Origin of the sequence: Crossiella sp. CA198, from assembly GCF_052078295.1 — a bacterium.
In the GTDB taxonomy this organism is placed as follows: domain Bacteria; phylum Actinomycetota; class Actinomycetes; order Mycobacteriales; family Pseudonocardiaceae; genus Crossiella.
Map to the genome: position 1 here is coordinate 12,210 of NZ_JBQJIM010000037.1, position 17,894 is coordinate 30,103.

The following is a 17,894-nucleotide window of genomic DNA, read 5'->3' on the forward strand; positions in this document are numbered from 1 at the left end:
CTCCCACTGAACTGACAGGGATGGGACGAGCAGCGGCGGTTAGTTAGGAAGGTTTCCTTCGTTTGGCCAGGATGTCAACGATTTCCCGGCAATCAGCCCTGCGCCGCGGTCAGCTCCAGCCACAGCGCGAGCCGGGTCTCGGGGCGGCCAAGATCGATGCCGAACAGCTCGCCCGCCCGGCGCAGCCGCTGGCGCACGGTGTTCTGGTGCACGTGCAGGGTTTCCGCGGTGGCGCTGATGTCGCCGGAAGCCCGCAGGTAGGTCAGCAGGGTGTGGCCGTACTCGGCGCCGCCGCGCTCGTCGTGCGCGCGGATCCGCTCGGCCAGGCCGGTGCGCAGTTCGGGGCGGGCGGCCACCAGGTCGGTGACCCGGCGCAGCACGATCTCGGTGCGCAGCCCGTCCAGCTCGGCCAGCCCGGTGACGCCGGTGCGGTGCAGGTGGGTCAGGGCCGCGTCGGCATCCGCGCGCTGCGCGCACAACTCCGCCGGGGTGGTGATCAACCCGCCCAGCACCGCCCGGCACGGCCCGCGCAGACTCGCCTTGGCCCGGTCCAGCAGCTGTCCGGCGAAGATCACCGCCTGGGTGCGCTCGGGTTCGCCGCCGGGCAGCAGCAGGTAAAGCCGGTCCTGGGCCAGGGTCGCGGCCACCTCGATGCCGAAGGCGCGGCCGGCCAGCACGGCCAGGTCGAGCAGGTGACTGCCGGTGAGCCTGCGCTGGGTGGGTTCGGCCTCGGCGGGCGGGGCGAGGGCGAGCAGGTAGGCGGGCAGGTCCAGGCCGGTGGCGTGTTCGGCGGAGTCCAGCGCGGTGCGCAGCGCGGCGTTGCGGCGGTCCTGGTCGGCGTCGGCGTGCCTGCGCAACTGCAGCAGGTGCAGGGCGGCGAGGTGGGCGGCCTGACGCAGGGCGGCTGTGCAGTCGGCGGGATCGACCTCGTCCTCCACCACCACCCACAGCGAGCCCAGCACCTCGGGCCCGGCGCGGATGACCAGGCCGAGCCGCACCATGTCGCCGGGCCGGGCCACCCGGACCGGTTCCTGGCTGTGCCAGACCTCGGCGAGCAGGTGGTAGGGCAGCGCGTCCTCGGGCACCCGGCGGAGCAGGATGCCGCGGCGGCGGGTCTCGTCGATGCGCTGGCCGGCCAGGCTGGAGTAGGCCAGCACCACGTGGTCGGTGTCCATGATCGCCACCGCCCCGCCGACCAGTGCCGCGGTGGCGTTGGCCAGCGCGAACAGGTCCCCGGTGGGCACCGTGGCCAATGGCGCGGCCAGCGGCGGCACCGGGCCGGTCACCACGGTGTCGGTGCGCAACACGGTGGCGCACAACAGTTGCAGCCGCGGCCAGGGCAGTTCGGCGGCCGCGTCCAGCACCGCCAGCCCGGCCAGTTCGGCTGCCGCGCGCACCGTGTCCAGGGACCGCCCCCTGCTCTTGATCACCAGCGCCGCGGCCTGCCCGGCGGCGGCCCGCTGGATGGCGGTGGTGAGCCGGAGCTGGCCGGGCGCGAGCCCGATGCCCAGCAGCAGCGCGGCCGGTTCGACCGGGGCCGGATCGGTGGTGTCCAGGAGTTCCGGCGCACCCACCGGGTGGGCCAGGCCGTGCGGCGCGCACACCACCCCGGCCAGCGCGGGGCCGAGCAGCTCGACCAGTTCGGCCAGGGTGATGCGGGCGGCGGTCACGGCTCCTCCTCGGCTGATGTCGGATCCGACACCGGTGCCCCGGTGAAGTATGGCGGGACCGCCATTGTCCAGGTTGACGCCGGAGTAGCAAGCTGCGAAGACCCAGTTCTCGCCTCCAGCGGAAGGGACTCCCGGTGCCCGCCGATGACGATGGCCCGCTATCCCAGCGCCCTGGCAAGGTCATCGCGGTCCGGGCGCACCGGCCGGGGCACCCCTCCTACTACCTCAAGCCGGCCACCGCGCTGACCGGCGACGACCAGGTGGTGCTGCGTCCGCAGGGCTGCCTGGCGCTGGGCGCGACCGCGCGGTTCGCGCTGGTGATCGGCGAACGGACCCGCCGGGTGACCCGCGCGGAGGCCCTCGGCCGCATCGCCTGCCTGGCCGCGGCGCTGGAGTTCACCGTGTTCGACCTGCACGCCGCCGACGACGGTTCGGCCTTGCGCAGCAACGGCATCGACGGTTCCACCCCACTCGGCCCGGCCTGCCTGGACCTGCGCACCACCGACCTGTCCACGCTGGAACTCACCTGCCACATCAACGGCGAACTCGCCCACCAGGTCACCGCCGCCGACCTCGCTCACGACTTCGGTTACCTGGTCGCCGACCTCTCCCGCACCCTCACCCTGGAACCCGGCGACCTCATCCTCACCGGCGGCCCGCCCCGCGCCCCGCTGGTCGACCCCGGCGACCGGGTCGAGGTCACCCTCACCGGCTGTCCACCGCTGCGTGCCCGCATCCGCCAGGACCCCGAACCCCTGGGTGTGCCCGGCGCCCAGCCCGCCTTCGGCGAGACCGAACGCCAGGCCGCGCACGGCCCCGGCACCCTGGCCGCCGAGACGATCACCCGCCTGCGCGAGGTCAGCACCGCCACGCTGTCCGCCCAGCTGCGCCAGCACGGCGTGGCCAACCATCTGATCACCGGCGTCCGCCCCACCCGCCCCGACCTGCGCCTGGTCGGCGTGGCCCGCACCCTGCGCTGCCTGCCGGTGCGCGAGGACATCTGGCGGCTGGACCAGTCCGGCCTGGACGTGCGCGCCCACGCCGTGGAGGAGATCGCCCCCGGCGAGGTCCTGGTCATCGACGCCCGCCAGGACCCTGGCGCGGGCACCATCGGCGACATCCTGGCCTTGCGCGCGGCCGGCCGGGGCGCGGCGGGCATCGTCACCGACGGCCCGCTGCTGGCGGCGGGGTCCTTCGCCGGGCTGTCGCTGCCGGTGTACCACCGCGACGGGCATCCGGCGGGGCTGGAGACCCGGCATGTGCCGTGGGAGTCCCAGGTCGCGGTGGCCTGCGGTGGGGTGCTGGTGCAGCCGGGGGATGTGCTGGTCGGGGATGCGGAGGGGTTGCTGGTGGTGCCAGCGGGGCTGGCCGAGGAGGTGGCCCGGTCGGCGGTGGAGCAGGAGGCGCGGGAGGGGTTCGTGCGGGAGCAGGTGCGCGCGGGGGCCGGGCTGGCCGGGCTGTACCCGATGAACACGGTGTGGACCAACCGGTTCCGGGCAGGCGGGGCCGAGCAGGCGGGCTAGACCAGTCCGAAGTGGACATCGCGGACACCAACGGGCACAGCGGGTTGCGGGATCCGGGAGCCGCGGTGAATGATCGCGGCGCCGGTCACCACAACCTGGAGATGATCACTGTGCGCACGATGTCCCCGCGCAAGGCCACCACCGTGCTGCTGTGCGCCGCGCTCGGCCTGCTCACCGGTGTCACCCCGGCCCAGGCCACACCGGCAGGCGAGTCCGCGCACTGCCCCCAGCTGGACCCCGGCCTGCCCTGGCACGGCGACAACCGCGCCAAGCTGCAGCGGATGATCGACGAACGCGGCCGCTGCGCAGGCAAGCCCGGTCCACGCCCGGTCGCGGTGTTCGACTGGGACAACACGGTGATCAAGAACGACATCACCGACGCCACCCTGGCCTGGGCGCTCAAACACGACAAGATCCTGCGCCCGCAGAGCTGGACCAGCACCAGCAAGTGGCTCTCCCCCGCCGCCGATCAGGCCCTCACCGCGGCCTGCGGCACCGCCACTCCCGTCGGCAGGCCGCTGCCCACCTCCGCCAACACCGCCTGCACTGACGAGATCATGGAGATCCGCGAGCGCTCACGGACCATGGGCGGCGCGGCGGCCTTCGTCGGCGACTGGAACCACCGCCGCACCGAACCCTCCTACGTGTGGGTGCCGAACCTGTTCGCCGGGCACACCCCCGCGACGCTGATGTCCTTCGCCCGCAAGGCCCGCGCCGAACAGCTGCGCGCCCCCATCGGCGCGAAGCAGACCGTCGGCACGCACACCATCGCCGGCTACATCCGCTACTACGACCAGCAGAAGGACCTCATCCGCACCCTGCGGCGGGCCGGTTTCGAGGTCTACATCGTCTCCGCCAGCGCCGAGCCCATCGCCGAGGCCTGGTCCGGCGGCGTGGGCGTCAGCCGCGGCCACACCATCGGCATCCGCAACCAGACCCGGCACGGCCGCCTCACCACCGAGTCCTTCGGTTGCGGCGACGATCCCGATGCCCTGCCCTACATCGACGGCAAACGCTGCCTGGTCAACCAGGAAATCTTCGGCGTCCAGGGCAAGGCGGCCTGGAACCAGCAGGACCCGGCGCACCGGATCGCGCTGGGCGCGGGCGACGCCGACACCGACGTCACCTTCGTCGCCGACGCCACCGGCGCGCACCTGGCGCTCAACCGCAACAAGCCCGAGCTGATGTGCCGCGCCTACGACAACGCCGACGGCCGCTGGCTGCCCAACCCGATGTTCATCGACCCGATGCCCGCAAAGACTGGCCCGTACCCGTGCTCGACGGCGGGCGCGGTCCACCCCGACGGCACCCGCGGCCCCCTGCTGCGCGCCGACGGCACCGTGATCCCGGACCAGCAGGACCGGTAACCCACCGGCGTGTTGGCCGTTGTCGTACACGGTGTTGGCCGAACTGGTACGCCAATCGGCCAACACACCGTCCACAATGGCCAACACGCCGTACGACAACGGCCAACACGGTGGCGTTGGCGGCGGTCAGTCTCGGAAGGTGCCGGACAGGTTGGCGGTGTTGGTGCTGCCTGGGGACCCACTGCCACCGGTCCGGGTCAGCGGCTTCCCGTTCACCATGCTGGTCGCGATCATGTTCCCGCCGCTGTGCTGCAGGGTCAGCCGCCACTCGTGCTTCCCGCCGCCGAAGGGCACCTCGACCGTCTTGCGCCAGGGCAGCTTGACCCCCTTCTCCTCGCTGACCTGCCCGTCCAGGGTGAAGGTCAGCGTGGTGATCACGGCAGAGCCGGTCACCTCCAGCTCCAGCACATGCGGCTTGGCCGCCGGAGTCGCCGAGGTCGGCACCGTGGTCACACTCGTCTCCGCCGATGCCGAAGCCGGGTTGGCCGGTGGCGCCGGATTCCCGCACGCCGCAAGCAATCCCAGCCCAAGCAACACCCCGGCCGCCCGGGTCCCGACCGATCCACTCCGACACCAGCACATCACCCGGCAAGCCTGCCCCGCCGTGATCACTCCGGCCAGTCGACGGCAGCATCCTGCCAGCCTCGCGCTCAGCCGACCCGGCGCCACTCCCCCCGCCCGAGCCGCACCGCCGACCCCGGGAACCCGAGCTGTCCCCCACTGGCCCGCAACGCGCGGTAGCCGCCATCGCCCAGGTCGACCAGGACCTCCAGCTCGCCGCGGCAGTAGGCGCGCAGCACGTGTTCCAGGTCCCGCAGATCCCGCTCGTCGTCCTCGGCGAACTCCATCGCCGCGGACCCGTCCACGTCGAGCAGCGCCCCGCCCTGCTGTACCCGCAACACCAGCCGGTGCGGCGTGGGCCCGGTGAGTTCGACCTTGATCACCTGGTCTCCCCGGACCTGGGACCACCGCACCTCGATCCGGTGCACCAGCCCCGCCTCAATGGCATCCCCGACCAACTCGGTAACCCAGGCCTCAAACTCAACGCTCACCGCCATACCCTAGGCCGAACACCTGGCGGTGCCCGCGAGCGGTGTCCACATACTCCCGGACCCGGTGAATCAACCCGCCTCGCAACTCGAAGACGAAGCAGTAGTCATTGCGGTAGTGGTTGCCGTTCGCCAGCGTCGCCGCCAACGTCGCCTCGACGGTCGCTCGTTCACCGTCGCCGTGCAGCCCGCGGAACTCGACGGCCACGTCCCGGGTGAAGAGGCCGGGAAAGTCCACCGCGAAGAACCGCACGATCGCCGCCCGCCCCACCATGTGATGGGTTGTCTTGAGCGCCACGGCGACCGCGTTCTCCGGCGGCGACAACCATTCCGCGTCCTCGGCGAACACGGCGGCAATCCGGTCGGGGTCGCTACTGGCAAGCGCCTGGAAGGCGTTCTGGATGATGTCCATGCCCGCACTCTGGTTGGGAGGGTGCGGTGGTGTCTTGGACAAATGTTCCAGGTGGGTTCCGCCTAGCATGGGCTGATGCGAACCGCTGCGGAGTGGGAGGTCACGCGACCGGGTTTCAGCCGGATGCCCGGGATCAGACTGGCCGGGTTCCGGGCGGTCGGTCCGGCTGATGTGCGAGTGGTGCCGCATCCGGCTATCACGCTGGTGCTGGAGTTCGGCAACGGCCCGCTGGTGGTGGATGTGGCGAGTGGTCGTCAGCGGCGGGGCGATCTGGTTGCCGGGTATCTGCATGGTGGGCTGCGGGTTCGGGGTGCGGGGGTTGAGTGTTTGCAGGTTCGGCTGTCGCCGGTGATCGCGCGGGCGGTGTTGGGAGTTGCGCCGGCGGAGTTGGATGGGGTTGTGGTGGCGCTGGAGGATTTGTGGGGGCGGGAGGCGGTTCGGGTTCGGGAGCGGTTGGGGGAGGTCTCTTCGTGGCGGGATCGTTTTGCTTTGGTGGAGGGGTTTCTGGCTGGGCGGGGCGCGAGTGGGGGTTCGGTGGATGGGGAGGTGGCTTGGGTTTGGGGTCGGATATTGCGGAGTTGCGGGCGGGTTCGGGTTGAGGAGCTGGCTGGCGAGGTCGGGTGGAGTCGGAAGCGGTTGTGGCAGCGGTTTCGGGGGCAGGTTGGGTTGGGGCCTAAGCGGGCTGCTCGGCTGGTTCGGTTTGATTGGGCGGTGCATCGGCTGGCGGGTGGGGTGGGGGTGGGGCGGGTTGCGGCTGAGGGCGGGTATGTGGATCAGTCGCATTTGCATCGGGATGTGGTGGCGTTCAGCGGGGTCACGCCGGTGGCGGTGGCTGGGGGGCAGTGGCTGGCGGTGGATGATCTGGCTTGGCCAGCGCGTGCAGTCTCGCCGTTGTGACACAACGACATTCCTCACTCCAGTACCACTTGGGCCAACTGGTACGCCCGCTTGGGCAAAACCGCCGTACCAGTTGGCCCAACTCGCCGACACATCGGCATGCCAGGGCGAACTCGCCACCAGAGCCGCGCCAGGCGGTTACGCCGGGGGCGGATCTGTTGTGTGCCATGCCACCCTCCTCCTTGAGGATCGACCTACCGGCGTCTCTGGGAGCGCTCCCAGAACTCGCTGTAGCCAGCTTCGGCGGGGCTGGGAACCGACGGACGGCGGCGGTGTGGCGGGCCGGTGGGGTCGGTGGGATCGCTTGCGGTCAGGAGAAGGTCGACCAGGTCGGGCAGGGTGCCGTCGACGGACCAGGTGCGGACCCACTCGGTGCCGGTGCGGCACAGGCAGACCGCGGCGGCGGTGCCGTCCGCGCACACGTACAGCGCTTGCACCACGGTGACGCCGCAGCGGTCCGCGCTGATCCGGTGCAGGGCGAACTCGGGTGGGCGGCCGAGGGCGTCTCGCTGGTGCACGGTCCAGCCGTGCTGGGGCGGGGCGAGCAGGCGGCGGATGTGGGGGTGGCGGTGGTGCAGACGGTCCGTGGCGGTGGTGGCGGTGGGATGGGTGATTACTGGTGTCACCTGAGTGAATTTTGCTCGGGTTGGGGTTGGTTCTCTTGTCAGAAAGCGAGCGGGAATGGGAAGTGCCGAGACTGAACGGTGTCGGATGGCTACTTGAAAAATGTGATTGACCTTGTACAACCCTGAACGGAGCTAGCGGTTCCGGCTGATCCGCGGGTATTCATGTGGGCCGGAGGTGGCGAGGATGAGCTTGTCGAGCCGGATGTTGCTCGGCCGGTCCGCGGAACTGGGCCGGATCGATCCGTTGCTCGACGAGGTTGTCGCCGGGGCCGGGCACGCGGTGCTGCTCGACGGCGACCCTGGCTGCGGCAAGACCGCGTTGCTCGGCGCGGTGCTGGAATCCGCGCTGCGCAGGGGAATTCAGCTGTTCTCCGGATGTGCGGAGGAGATCGAGCAGCATCTGCCCTTCGCCGCGGTCTCCGGCGCGCTGGACCTGCGGACCTCGGCCACCGACTGGCGGCGGGCCGCGATCGCGCACCAGATCCGGCACGGTGGCCGGCTGGCGGTGCCGGTGGCCGACCGGGAACTGGTGGTGGTGGAGTCGATCCTGTCGCTGCTGGACGAGCTGTGCGTGGACGGGCCACTCGCGCTGGTGATGGACGATCTGCACTGGGCCGACACCTCCAGCGTCCAGGTGCTGCACCAGGTGGGCAAAGCCTTGCGGGACCTGCCGGTGCTGTTGATCGGCGCGGCCCGTTCGGTGCCGCGCACCGCGGCGCTGGAACAGTTGCGGCGCAGCCTGGTCAGCCGGGGCGGGGTGCTGGTGTCGGTGGGTCCGTTGCCCCCGGCTGCGGTGCGTGAGCTGGCCGAGCAGGTGCTCGGGGCGAGTGTGGGGCCGGTGCTGCTGGAGCTGCTGGGCACGGCGGGTGGCAATGCGCTGTACGTGCGGGAGCTGCTGGACGGACTGCTGCGACACTCGGGCATCGTGATCGCCGACGGCACCGCGGAGGCCACCGTGCGCCAGGTGCCGGGGTCGCTGAGCGCGGCCATCCTCGACCGGCTGGACTTCCTCACGCCGCGGACCACCAAGGTGCTCGGGGCCTGTGCGCTGCTCGGGTCCGGGCACACCGTCACCGAGATCGCCGTGGTCACCGGGCAGTCGGTGCCGCACACCACCGCGGCGCTGGCCGACGCGGTGGCCGCCGGGGTGCTCATCGTCGAGCAGGACCGCCTGGTCTTCCAGCACGACCTCATCCGGCAGGCCCTGCACGACGCGATGCCCGCGCCCCTGCGTGCCGTGCGACACCTGGAGGCGGGGCTGGCGCTGGCGAGCGCCGGGGTCACGGTGGAGCGGGTGGCCGAGCAGCTCACCGCGGGCGAACCCTCCGGTGACGCCCGGGTGCTGGCCTGGCTGAGCGAATGCGCCGAGCAGCTCGCGCTGCGCATGCCGGAAACCGCGGTGGCATTGCTGGGCACGGCCACCGCGCTGGGCGATCCGGCCGACCCGCTGCTGGCCCGGTTGCGGGTGCACCTGGCCTGTGCGCTGATGCGCTGCGGACAGGTCGGCGCGGCCGAGGACCAGGCCCGGCGTGCCCTGGCCGCGCGGCCCGAACCCGGGGACGAGTGCACGTTGCGTTGGCTGCTGGCGCACGCGCCCTACGCGGACGGCAGGCCCGACCTGGCCCTGGCCGAGATCCGGCACGCGCTGGACTCCCCCGCGGTGTCCCCGCTGGAGGCGACCCGGTTCCGCGCCTTCGCCTCAGTGGTGCTGTTCACCCTTGGCGAGTTCGGCCGGGCCGAGGGATACGCGTGGGAGGCCGAACGGCAGGCCCGCGAACTCGGCGACACCCGGTCGCTGGTGGACGCCTACGAGACCCTGGCCGTGGTGCACCGATTACGCGGGCACAGCCAGGACGCGATGGACTTCACCGCCCGCGCGCTGCGGCTGGCCCCGGCCGCGGAGATCACCGGGGACCGGCTGATCGCGCTGCACCTGATCCGCGCCTACGCGCTGCTCGAACTCGGCCGGGCCGAGGCGGCCGAGGCCGAGACCGGGCTGGCCCGCCGGATCGCCGAACAACGCTGGGGCACCCTGGTCGCACAGTGCCAGCTCGATCGCGCGGTGGTGTTGCTGGCCTGCGGCAACTGGGACGACGCGCTGGCCGAGGTGCGGTCCGGGCCGGAGCCGGATGAGCGGTGGGAGGCGTTGCCGCTGCACAGCCTGGCCGCGATCATCGAGGCGCATCGGGGCAACCTGGCCGCCGCCCGCGGTTACCTGGACGCGGTGGCCGGCACCGTGCGCACCACCACCGGGGCGCCTTTCTACGAGTTCCTGCCGCTGTGGGCGCACAGCCTGGTCGAGCTGTGCGAGCGCGGTCCGCAGGAGGCGTTGCGCCGGTTCCTGGCCACCGCCGACCGCGGGCTGACGCCGAAGATCCGCGCCTCGCTGGCCTGGCTGTACCCCGGTCTGGTGGGCCTGGCCCTGGACTGCGGGAACCGGGCCTTGGCCGAACGGCTGACCGTGGACATCCGGGTGTTGCTCGGACCCGGTTCGGGCGCGAGCCTGCACGCGGTGGACCAGCACTGTCAGGGGTTGCTGCACCAGGATCCGGCGGCCTTGCGCGAGGCGACCCGGCTGTACCAGGGGACCTCCTGGGTGCTGTTCCGGGGCCGCTGCGAGGAGGACCTGGCCGCGGTGCTGGCCGCCACCGGCGAGCCTGCCGCCGCCAGGGCGCCCTTTGACGCCGCGCTGGCGGTGTACCTGCGGCTGGGCGCGGACTGGGACATGCACCGGGCCGAGTCCCGGCTGCGCGCGCACGGCGTGCACCGAGGCGCCAGGGGCACCCGCAGCAGGCCGAAGACCGGCCTGGTCAGCCTGACCGAGACCGAGCGCCGGGTGGCTGAGCTGGTCGCGGCCGGGCTGTCGAATCCGGCGGTGGCCGAACGGCTGTTCGTCTCCCGGCGGACGGTGCAGTTCCACGTCTCCAACATCCTGGCCAAACTCGGCCTCAGTTCCCGGGTGGAACTGGCCACGCTGCTCGCCCGCGAACCCGAAGGCACCGGGTAATCGTCTCCCAGGTCAAGTTACCGCCGAGTAACCCGCAACCTGGCCAGTGTTTCCGCTCGCCTGCTGGCCGAACCTTTCTCACATTCCGGGTTCGTTTACTCAGTCGTCAACAATCACCGAGGCCACCCTGTGCTTCCCGCATCACTGGCGGAACTGCTGGATCCCTTCGTCGCCGAGACGAGCGAGTCGATCTGGCGCGAAATGGTGGCCAGGCCACCGATGTGCACCCTGCCCGACTCCACTTTCCTGCGCGAGGGCGCGCGGCTGCTGATCGAGTTGTTCATCGGTGGCATCCGGGACGGCAGGCCGCCGGGGCCGGAGCGGCTGGAGGTCTGCTGGTCGCTGGGCCGCAGGCTCTACCACCACGAGGTGCCGGTGGAGGTGGTGCGCTGCTGTCTGGCGGTGGCCACCAAGGTGGTCTGGCAGCACGTGGCCGAGGTGAACGCGGAGCGGCACCTGGACTCGGCCGCGATCGCCCGGCTCGGCGTGCAGGTGCTGGATTACATGGACGAGGTCGCCACCGAGGTGGTCACCGCGTACAAGGAGACCGCGGCCCGGGTCAGCGACCGGCTACGCTGCCAGCGGCAGAAGCTCCTCGATGCGGTGCTGACCGAGGATTTCGCCGGGTCGCCGCTGGTCAAGGAGCTGGCCGAGACCAACGACTGGCCGCTGCCGAGCACCATCGCCGCGGTGGCGCTGGCCGATCCGGGGGTGGGCCAGCACCGGTTGCTGATGCTGCCGCCGGATGTGCTCATCGACGTGGATCGCAGACGGCCGGTGCTGCTGGTGCCCGATCCGGACGGGCCGGGGCGGGCCGCCCAGCTGGCCAGGACCTTGCGCGGGTGGACCGCGGCGGTGGGGCCGACCGTGCCGCTGCACCAGGCCGGGCAGTCCCTTGGCTGGGCCCGCGATCTGCTCGCGGTCACCACCGTTGACGCCGGCCTGGTGCACTGCACTGATCACCTGAGCACGCTGATGTTGTTGCGGGACAAGGATCTGGCCCGGTTGCTGGTGCGTACCCGGCTGGCCCCGCTGCTGGCGTTGCGGGCGGACAAGCAGGAGTTGCTGGCCGAGACCCTGTTGCACTGGTTGCAGAGCGGGCACGACACCGAGTCGGTGGCGGCCAGGTTGTACGTGCACGCGCAGACCGTGCGCAACCGGATCCGGCAGCTACGGACACTGTTCGGCCCGGCGCTGGAGGAGCCGAGGGCGCGGCTGGAGCTGATGATGGCCCTGTCGGCACGGAAGCTGCTGCCCGCTCACCGGGATTGAGCCCGTTGCGGGGCGCGGACCGGGGTCAGCACCGCGCGGGCGATGGCATCGGAGTCGGCCAGGATCACCGAGCCCACGCCGGGCCGCACCCCGGCGGCGGTGGCCCAGTGCACGCCCTCGGTGGGCACGCCGTAGGCGAAGCGCCGGGGGTGCGGCCGACCATCGGAACCGACCACTCGGTAGGGACGCGTGGTCACCGCGAGTCCGCCGCAGGGCACGGGGCCTGCCACCGGGTCGGGGATGCGGTAGGGCTGGGCGCCGCCGGTGGCGATCAGCCTGCGCAGCAACGGATCTCGGGTGCGGCGCAGGTCGACGTCAGGCACCCTGGCCTCGATCAAGGTGGTGGCGGTGACCGGTCGTTCGGGGATGGTGGTGGCGTCGACGAGGAAGCCGCGGTCAGCCGGGCGGACCCGCATGCCGGGTCCGGTGAAGCGCAGCACGCCTGCCTCGGCCAGGGCGATCATCTCCTCGATCCGGCTGGCGGGTGGACCGATGGAGAGGTAGGCGTTGAACGGGGTGAACCACTCGGCCAGCTCGCGCCGGTAGGACTCGCCGGTGAGGCCGCCGTGGTCGACCAGCAGCCGGATCTCGTTGCGCAGATCGCGCAGCACGTCCAGCGCGGCCTTGAGTGGTCCGGCGACGTTGCCCAGCCGGGCTTGGGTGAGGTCGGCGCGGAGATGGTCGAGTAGCCAGAGTTCGAAGTCGGCGCGGCCGGTGAACCACCTGCCGTGGTAGGGGCGGGCCAGCCGGTTCCAGTCCCAGCGTTGCGCGGGTTCGATGCCGTAGCGGGCGGGGAGTTCCGGGTCGCGGGTGGCGGTGAACTCGGCCAGGAAGTCCGCTGCCCGCCACTCACCGTCCTTTGTGGATAGTAGGGCGTGATGGTAGACGGCGCGCACCTCAGCGTCGAGCAGTGGCCAGATGTCCGTGCCAAAACTGAGGCCGCCGCGACGGCGTAACCCCGCGATGACCTCTTCGGTGAGGAACAGGGGCTGGTGTCTGCCGAAGGCGCCCTTCTGGTTCTCGCCGCGGGCGTGGTAGGGCAGGCCGCGGCGGGATCCCGCGTACAGCACGGGTTCCGCGCCGCTGGGGTGGTAGGTGAGTCCGGTGCCGGTGGGCTCGAACCGGCCGCCGCGGCCCTGGGTGAGCAGGGCCAGGTAGTCGCAGCAGTTCAGGCCGAGTCCGCGAATGGCGACCACCTCACCGGGCTGGATGGCGGAGAGGTCGGCGTCGGCCGGGTTGGCCGGGGGCAGGTAGCCGAGGCCGTGCGTACGGGCGTGCCGGGTGAGCTGGCGTTGACCGGCGGTGGGCACCACGTCGGTGTGGCCCTGGGCGAGTACGACCGCGTCCAGGCCGCGGAGGCGGCGGCCGTCGTGCAGGGTGACCGCCTGCCGTCCGCCGGGTTCGTCGGCCAGGGCGACCGCGGTGGCCCGGTGCACCTGGACGGTGACCTCGGCGGGCGCGGTGGCGAGGATGTGCTGGAAGACCCATTCCAGGTAGCGGCCGCACTGGGCGCGGGTCGGGTAGTCGTCGGGGCCGAGTGCGCCGCCCGCCCATTCGTACAGGCTCGGGCCCGGCTCGACGGGTCCGGCGCAGGACACGCTGGCGTCGGTGAACAGGCTGACCTGGGCGGCCACCGTGTTCATCAGCAGCTCCGCGGCCTGGTCGCTACGCCACACCGCACCTGCGCCCGGCGGGTAGGGGTCGACCACGTGCACTTCGAGGCTGGTGCCGAGGGCACGGCTGTTGGCGCACAGGCGTTCCAGCACCGAGGTGCCGCGTGGTCCGGCGCCGACGATGCAGACCACCGTCACCGGTGCGCTCCGAGGCGTTCGCGCAGTACCCGCTTGAGCACCTTCCCGGTGACCCCGAGCGGCACCTCCGCGGCGGTCACCGCGCGCGCCCGGTGCACTGGCGGCAGGTGTTCCGCCGTCAGCACCTCGTTCACCCACTCGGTCAAATCCTGTTGCGGGGCAAGGCCATTGGCGAACTGGAGCAGGGCGTGGGCCTCGCCGTTGTGGCCGATGACCGTGCACTCGCGCAGTTCCGGGCGGGACTGGAGCAGGAGTTCCTCAGTGCTGGTGCTGAGCACGGTCCCGGCCGTGGTGCGGATGGCGTCGGGTTCGCGGTCGTGGTGGTAGAACTCGCCTTCGGGGTCCTGGTGCACCAGGTCGCCGGTGAGCCAGTAGCCGCCGAGCTGCTGGCGGTGCCAGGTGCCGGAGTCGTTCCAGTAGCCGGGGGTCAGGGTCGGGGTGCGCACGCCGAGCCTGCCGACCTGGCCAGGGGGCAGCGGCGAGCCGTCGTCGCCGAGCACCACTGCCTGGGCGAACCCGAGTGGTTTGCCGATGCGGCGGCCGAATCCGGTGTCGCCGGGGCGGTGGGTGACCAGGAACAGCACGTAGCCGATCTCGGTGGAGCCCAGGCCGTCGTGGAAGAGCGAGCCGGGGACCTGCCGCAGGGACGGGCCGGGGCCGGAGATCATGTGGTTGCCGTGTGCGGTGAGGGCGCGGATGTGGGTTTCGTGGGCGGCGTCGCCGGTGTTGTACCAGGCGCCGATGCCGGACAGGTCGTGCGCGTCCAGGTCCACTGTGGACAGCTCGGCGTAGGTGCTGGCGAAGGCGAACACCGCACCGGGCTGGAATCGCTCGATCCCGGCCAGCACGGCCGCGCCGCCGCGGTCGCTGGACAGCAGGACCGGGACGCGCAGCAGCAGGGCGGACAGCAGTACCGAGATGGTGGCGTTGTGGTTGCCGGGCAGGGCGACCAGGCGACGGCCCTCATCACCGTTGTCGCCAAGGCGGATCCGCTCAAGGGGCGCGAGCAGCAGGGTGCGATGGGTGTGCGGGACGGCCTTGGGCACGCCGGTGGTGCCGGAGCTGTGCGTGATGATCACCGGGTCGTCCGGGTGGTGCCGCCACGGGTAGTCGGCTGGGAGGTGTTCCGCGTCCTCGGGGCGGATGTCCTTGCCGGAGTGGACAAAACCCAGTCCGGTGAGGTGTTCGTGGAGGTGGTCGGTGGCCAGTGCGCCGACCGCGTCCTGGCGGTCGAGGTAAGCGCGCAGGGTGTCGGCGGGAAGGTCGGCGTGCACCAGGGAGGGGATCGCGCCGAGGGAGGACAAGGCGAGGAAGTGGAGGGCGTACTCGGTGCTGGAGCCGGTGATCACCGCGACCACATCGCGTGGGCGCACCCCGTTGTGGTGGTGGAATCCGGCGCAGGCCCGCACTGCCCGGTCCAGTTCGCCGAGGGTGAGCACCTCCGGGGTGCTGCCGTCGGGGGCCTGCCAGGTTTGATCGGTCCACAGCACCTGTTCGTCGGGGTTGCGGCCGTGCGCGAGCAGGCGGTGCAGCACGTTGCCCGCGCCCAGCAGGCCGTCGGCGCTGATGGTGGCGCGTTCAAGCTCATTGATCATGGTGGGGGGACTCGCTTTCGGCGATGTGGATCTCGGGTTCGTCGGTGTACTCCGGCAGCGGTGAGGGCCGGGAGGTCAGGTGGAACCGGGCTGATGCGCCCGGTTCCACCCGGACTCCGTTGCGGGCCAGGGCCAGCAGCACCGCCAGCCGGGTGATCCCGGGTGGCATGGTCACCGTGGCGGTGACGCCGCGCACCAGGCCGCGGCGGGCCAGGTAACCGGCCAGGTCGTGGACCCTGACGCGCAGCTCATCATCCACAGTGGACAATCAGCCGATCAGTGCGGGCAGGGCTGCGGACTGGTGTTCGCGGCCCATGGCGGCGGCGATGGTGCGCAGTTCGGCGGACAGGGCGGCGAAGGCGTCCAGGTCCAGGGATTGCGGGCCGTCGGAGAGGGCCTCAGCCGGGCGCGGGTGCACCTCCACGATCACCCCGTCGGCGCCGGCGGCGAGTCCGGCCCTGGCCATCGCGGGCACGTAGCGCACGTGTCCGGTGCCGTGGCTGGGGTCGACGATGATGGGCAGGTGGGTGCGTTCACGCAGCACCGGGATGGCGTTGAGGTCCAGGGTGAATCGGGTGGACTGCTCGAAGGTGCGGATGCCGCGTTCGCACAGCACGACCTGGTCGTTGCCGTGTGCGAGGAGGTATTCCGCTGCGTGCAGCCATTCCGTGACGGTGGCGGCCATCCCGCGTTTGAGCAGCACGGGTTTCCCGGCCCGGCCGAGTGCGGCGAGCAGGGCGAAGTTGTGCATGTTCCGGGCGCCGACCTGGAGCACGTCCACCACCTCGCTCATCGCGTCCAGGTCGGCCACGGTGAGGATCTCGGAGACGATCGGCATGCCGATCTCGGCGCGCACCTCGGCCAGTGCGGCCAGTCCGGCCGCGCCCAGGCCCTGGAAACTGTAGGGGGAGGTGCGTGGTTTGAACACGCCGACCCGGAACATGGCGGCTCCGGCGGCGCGGACCGAGCGGGCGGTTTCCACCAGCACGTCGGGGTGTTCGGCCGAGCAGGGCCCGGCGATGGTCACCGTGGCCGGGCCGCCGAGGATGACCCCGCCGACGGTGACGGAGCTGTCCGTGGGCTGGAAGTCCCTGGAGGCCAACGGCAGCACGTGTCCTTCGGCGAGCACGGTCTCCACTTCGGACAGTGCGGCCAGCGCGGTGGCCAGGCGGGTGCCGGATTCCGGCCAGGCGACCAGCAGGTGCCGGTCGGCCAGCGCGCGGCAGGCGGCGCGGGCGCCGAGGGCGTGCACCCGGTCCAGCAGCCGGGTGAGGGCGGGTTCGTCGAGGCCGCGGCGGGTGAGGGCCAGGCAGTTGGTCAACGTGGTCAGCCCCTTCAGAGCCGGTGCAGCGCGGCGGCGATGGTCTCGGTGATCCGGTCCAGTTCGGCCGGTCCGTGTGCGGTGCTGAGGAACCACGGCTCCAGGGGGTTGGGGTGGAAGTAGACGCCGGCCTGCTGGCAGAGCAGCTGGAGCTTGCGGTGCACCGGATAGGCGATCAGCGAGACCGCGCCGTCGTAGGCTTCCTCGGTGTTCATCGGCCGGGCGAGCAGCGCCACCGAGAGCACCGAGCCGGAGCGGGCAATGCGCACCGGACGTCCTGCCGCGGCGAAGATTTCCCTAAGCCTGGACTCGAATCCGGCGCAGGTCTGTTCCAGTCTGCCGTAGACCCCGGGGTCATTCTTGATCTTGGTGAGCATGGCGGTCGCGGCGGTGATCGCGGCGTGGTTGCCGGCGAAGACTCCGGCGTGGAATGCCTCGTTGCGGGCCAGCGGGGCCATCATCGCGGTGCTGCCGCCGAAGGCCGCCACCGGGAATCCGCCGCCGAGCACCTTGGACACGATGGTCAGGTCCGGCAGCACACCGTACAGCTCCTGCGCGCCACCGGCGGCCAGCCGGAAGCCGGTGATCACCTCGTCGTAGACCAGCAGCGAGTTGTGCTTCTTGGTCAACTCGGCCAGCCGGGACAGGAATCCGGGTCGCGGCGGCACCACGCCGGCGTTGCCGCACACCGGTTCCAGGATGACCGCGGCGATCTGGTTGCCGTCCTGGGCGAAGGCCCGTTCCAGTGCGGCCACATCGTTCCAGGGCAGTTCGAGGGTGTGGCTGAGCGCGCCGGGGATCATGCCGGGGGCGCCGGGTTCCGGGCGCGGGCGGTGCAGTTGCGGGCGGCCCGCGGTGATCGCGGAGCGGCGCAGCACGGTCTCACTCCAGCCGTGGTAGTGGCCCTCGAAGGTGAGCACCAGGCTGCGGCCGGTGTGGAAGCGGGCCAGCCGCAGTGCGGAGGTGATGGCCTCGGTGCCGGAGTTGGCGAAGCGGACCTGCTGCACCGAGGGCACCAGTTCGGTGATCAGCTCGGCGGCCTGGTGGTCCAGCCGGTGCGGCAGTCCGGTGACCGCGGCCCTGGTGAGCTGTTCGCGCACCGGGTCGAGCACATCGCGGTCGGCATAGCCGAACAGGTGCGGGCCGTAGCCCATGTTCACATCGATCAGCTCGTTGCCCTCGACGTCGTGCAGGCGGCAGCCGCGGGCGCCGTCCACGACCAGCGGCGTGCTCATGCCGGCGTTGCGCATGTTGCTGCTGCCACCGCCGGCGATGACCGCCCTGGTGCGGGCGAGCAGGGCGGCGCTGGTGGTCAGCTCCTCGGCCAGGATTGTCTGGGACATC

The 17,894-nt window shown here is 71.6% G+C and carries 15 protein-coding genes; 5 read left to right on the top strand and 10 right to left on the bottom strand.

The genetic code is table 11. From position 1 onward, the window contains the following. Positions 1 to 92: 92 nt before the first annotated feature. Complete coding sequence (locus tag ACTOWY_RS40045; protein ID WP_441314818.1) at positions 93 to 1,670, bottom strand: PucR family transcriptional regulator; 1,578 nt, start codon at positions 1,668 to 1,670, stop codon at positions 93 to 95. 134 nt (positions 1,671 to 1,804) lie between these two features. On the opposite strand from ACTOWY_RS40045, the gene ACTOWY_RS40050 reads away from it, so the two are divergent. Further along, positions 1,805 to 3,193: a fumarylacetoacetate hydrolase family protein gene (locus tag ACTOWY_RS40050; protein ID WP_441314819.1), complete on the top strand. Its 1,389-nt coding sequence runs from the start codon at positions 1,805 to 1,807 to the stop codon at positions 3,191 to 3,193. Between the two features lie 11 nt (positions 3,194 to 3,204). Next, positions 3,205 to 4,560 (top strand): haloacid dehalogenase-like hydrolase, encoded by a 1,356-nt coding sequence (locus ACTOWY_RS40055; protein ID WP_441314820.1) that lies wholly within the window; start codon positions 3,205 to 3,207, stop codon positions 4,558 to 4,560. Between the two features lie 126 nt (positions 4,561 to 4,686). On the opposite strand, the gene ACTOWY_RS40060 is transcribed toward ACTOWY_RS40055, so the two are convergent. The 3 genes from ACTOWY_RS40060 to ACTOWY_RS40070 form a co-directional block, all read right to left on the bottom strand. After that, the gene (locus ACTOWY_RS40060; RefSeq protein WP_441314821.1) at positions 4,687 to 5,013 is read right to left on the bottom strand and encodes a hypothetical protein; all 327 of its coding nucleotides are present in this window, start codon (positions 5,011 to 5,013) and stop codon (positions 4,687 to 4,689) included. 197 nt (positions 5,014 to 5,210) lie between these two features. Continuing rightward, complete coding sequence (locus ACTOWY_RS40065) at positions 5,211 to 5,612, bottom strand: hypothetical protein (protein WP_441314822.1); 402 nt, start codon at positions 5,610 to 5,612, stop codon at positions 5,211 to 5,213. Further along, positions 5,602 to 6,021: a nuclear transport factor 2 family protein gene (locus ACTOWY_RS40070; protein WP_441314823.1), complete on the bottom strand. Its 420-nt coding sequence runs from the start codon at positions 6,019 to 6,021 to the stop codon at positions 5,602 to 5,604. The genes ACTOWY_RS40065 and ACTOWY_RS40070 overlap by 11 nt, the downstream gene beginning before the upstream one ends. A gap of 123 nt (positions 6,022 to 6,144) precedes the next feature. Between ACTOWY_RS40070 and ACTOWY_RS40075 the strand changes: the two genes are divergently transcribed. Further along, positions 6,145 to 6,918 carry a helix-turn-helix domain-containing protein gene (locus tag ACTOWY_RS40075; RefSeq protein WP_441314853.1) on the top strand — a complete coding sequence of 258 codons (774 nt, stop codon included), beginning with the start codon at positions 6,145 to 6,147 and terminating at the stop codon, positions 6,916 to 6,918. Between the two features lie 194 nt (positions 6,919 to 7,112). On the opposite strand, the gene ACTOWY_RS40080 is transcribed toward ACTOWY_RS40075, so the two are convergent. Further along, positions 7,113 to 7,544, bottom strand: a complete 432-nt coding sequence (locus ACTOWY_RS40080) for a hypothetical protein (protein WP_441314824.1) — start codon at positions 7,542 to 7,544, stop codon at positions 7,113 to 7,115. A 184-nt stretch (positions 7,545 to 7,728) separates the two neighbouring features. Between ACTOWY_RS40080 and ACTOWY_RS40085 the strand changes: the two genes are divergently transcribed. Further along, the gene (locus ACTOWY_RS40085) at positions 7,729 to 10,551 is read left to right on the top strand and encodes an ATP-binding protein (protein WP_441314825.1); all 2,823 of its coding nucleotides are present in this window, start codon (positions 7,729 to 7,731) and stop codon (positions 10,549 to 10,551) included. Positions 10,552 to 10,680: 129 nt separating this feature from the next. Further along, complete coding sequence (locus ACTOWY_RS40090) at positions 10,681 to 11,823, top strand: PucR family transcriptional regulator (RefSeq protein WP_441314826.1); 1,143 nt, start codon at positions 10,681 to 10,683, stop codon at positions 11,821 to 11,823. Here ACTOWY_RS40090 and ACTOWY_RS40095 read toward each other — a convergent pair. Genes ACTOWY_RS40095 through ACTOWY_RS40115 form a run of 5 tightly spaced genes read right to left on the bottom strand, consistent with a single transcriptional unit; the run spans position 11,811 to position 17,893 of the window. Further along, positions 11,811 to 13,634, bottom strand: coding sequence for an FAD/NAD(P)-binding protein (locus ACTOWY_RS40095; protein WP_441314827.1), 1,824 nt, complete (start codon positions 13,632 to 13,634; stop codon positions 11,811 to 11,813). The two genes, ACTOWY_RS40090 and ACTOWY_RS40095, sit on opposite strands and share 13 nt — an antisense overlap. Then, positions 13,631 to 15,229 (bottom strand): class I adenylate-forming enzyme family protein, encoded by a 1,599-nt coding sequence (locus ACTOWY_RS40100; RefSeq protein WP_441314828.1) that lies wholly within the window; start codon positions 15,227 to 15,229, stop codon positions 13,631 to 13,633. Before ACTOWY_RS40100 ends, ACTOWY_RS40095 begins: the two co-directional genes overlap by 4 nt. Continuing rightward, positions 15,219 to 15,488: a hypothetical protein gene (locus tag ACTOWY_RS40105; protein WP_441314829.1), complete on the bottom strand. Its 270-nt coding sequence runs from the start codon at positions 15,486 to 15,488 to the stop codon at positions 15,219 to 15,221. The genes ACTOWY_RS40100 and ACTOWY_RS40105 overlap by 11 nt, the downstream gene beginning before the upstream one ends. A 9-nt stretch (positions 15,489 to 15,497) precedes the next feature. Further along, positions 15,498 to 16,550 (bottom strand): 3-deoxy-7-phosphoheptulonate synthase, encoded by a 1,053-nt coding sequence (aroF, locus tag ACTOWY_RS40110; RefSeq protein ID WP_441314830.1) that lies wholly within the window; start codon positions 16,548 to 16,550, stop codon positions 15,498 to 15,500. 14 nt (positions 16,551 to 16,564) lie between these two features. Continuing rightward, complete coding sequence (locus tag ACTOWY_RS40115) at positions 16,565 to 17,893, bottom strand: aspartate aminotransferase family protein (protein WP_441314831.1); 1,329 nt, start codon at positions 17,891 to 17,893, stop codon at positions 16,565 to 16,567. Position 17,894 lies beyond the last annotated feature (1 nt).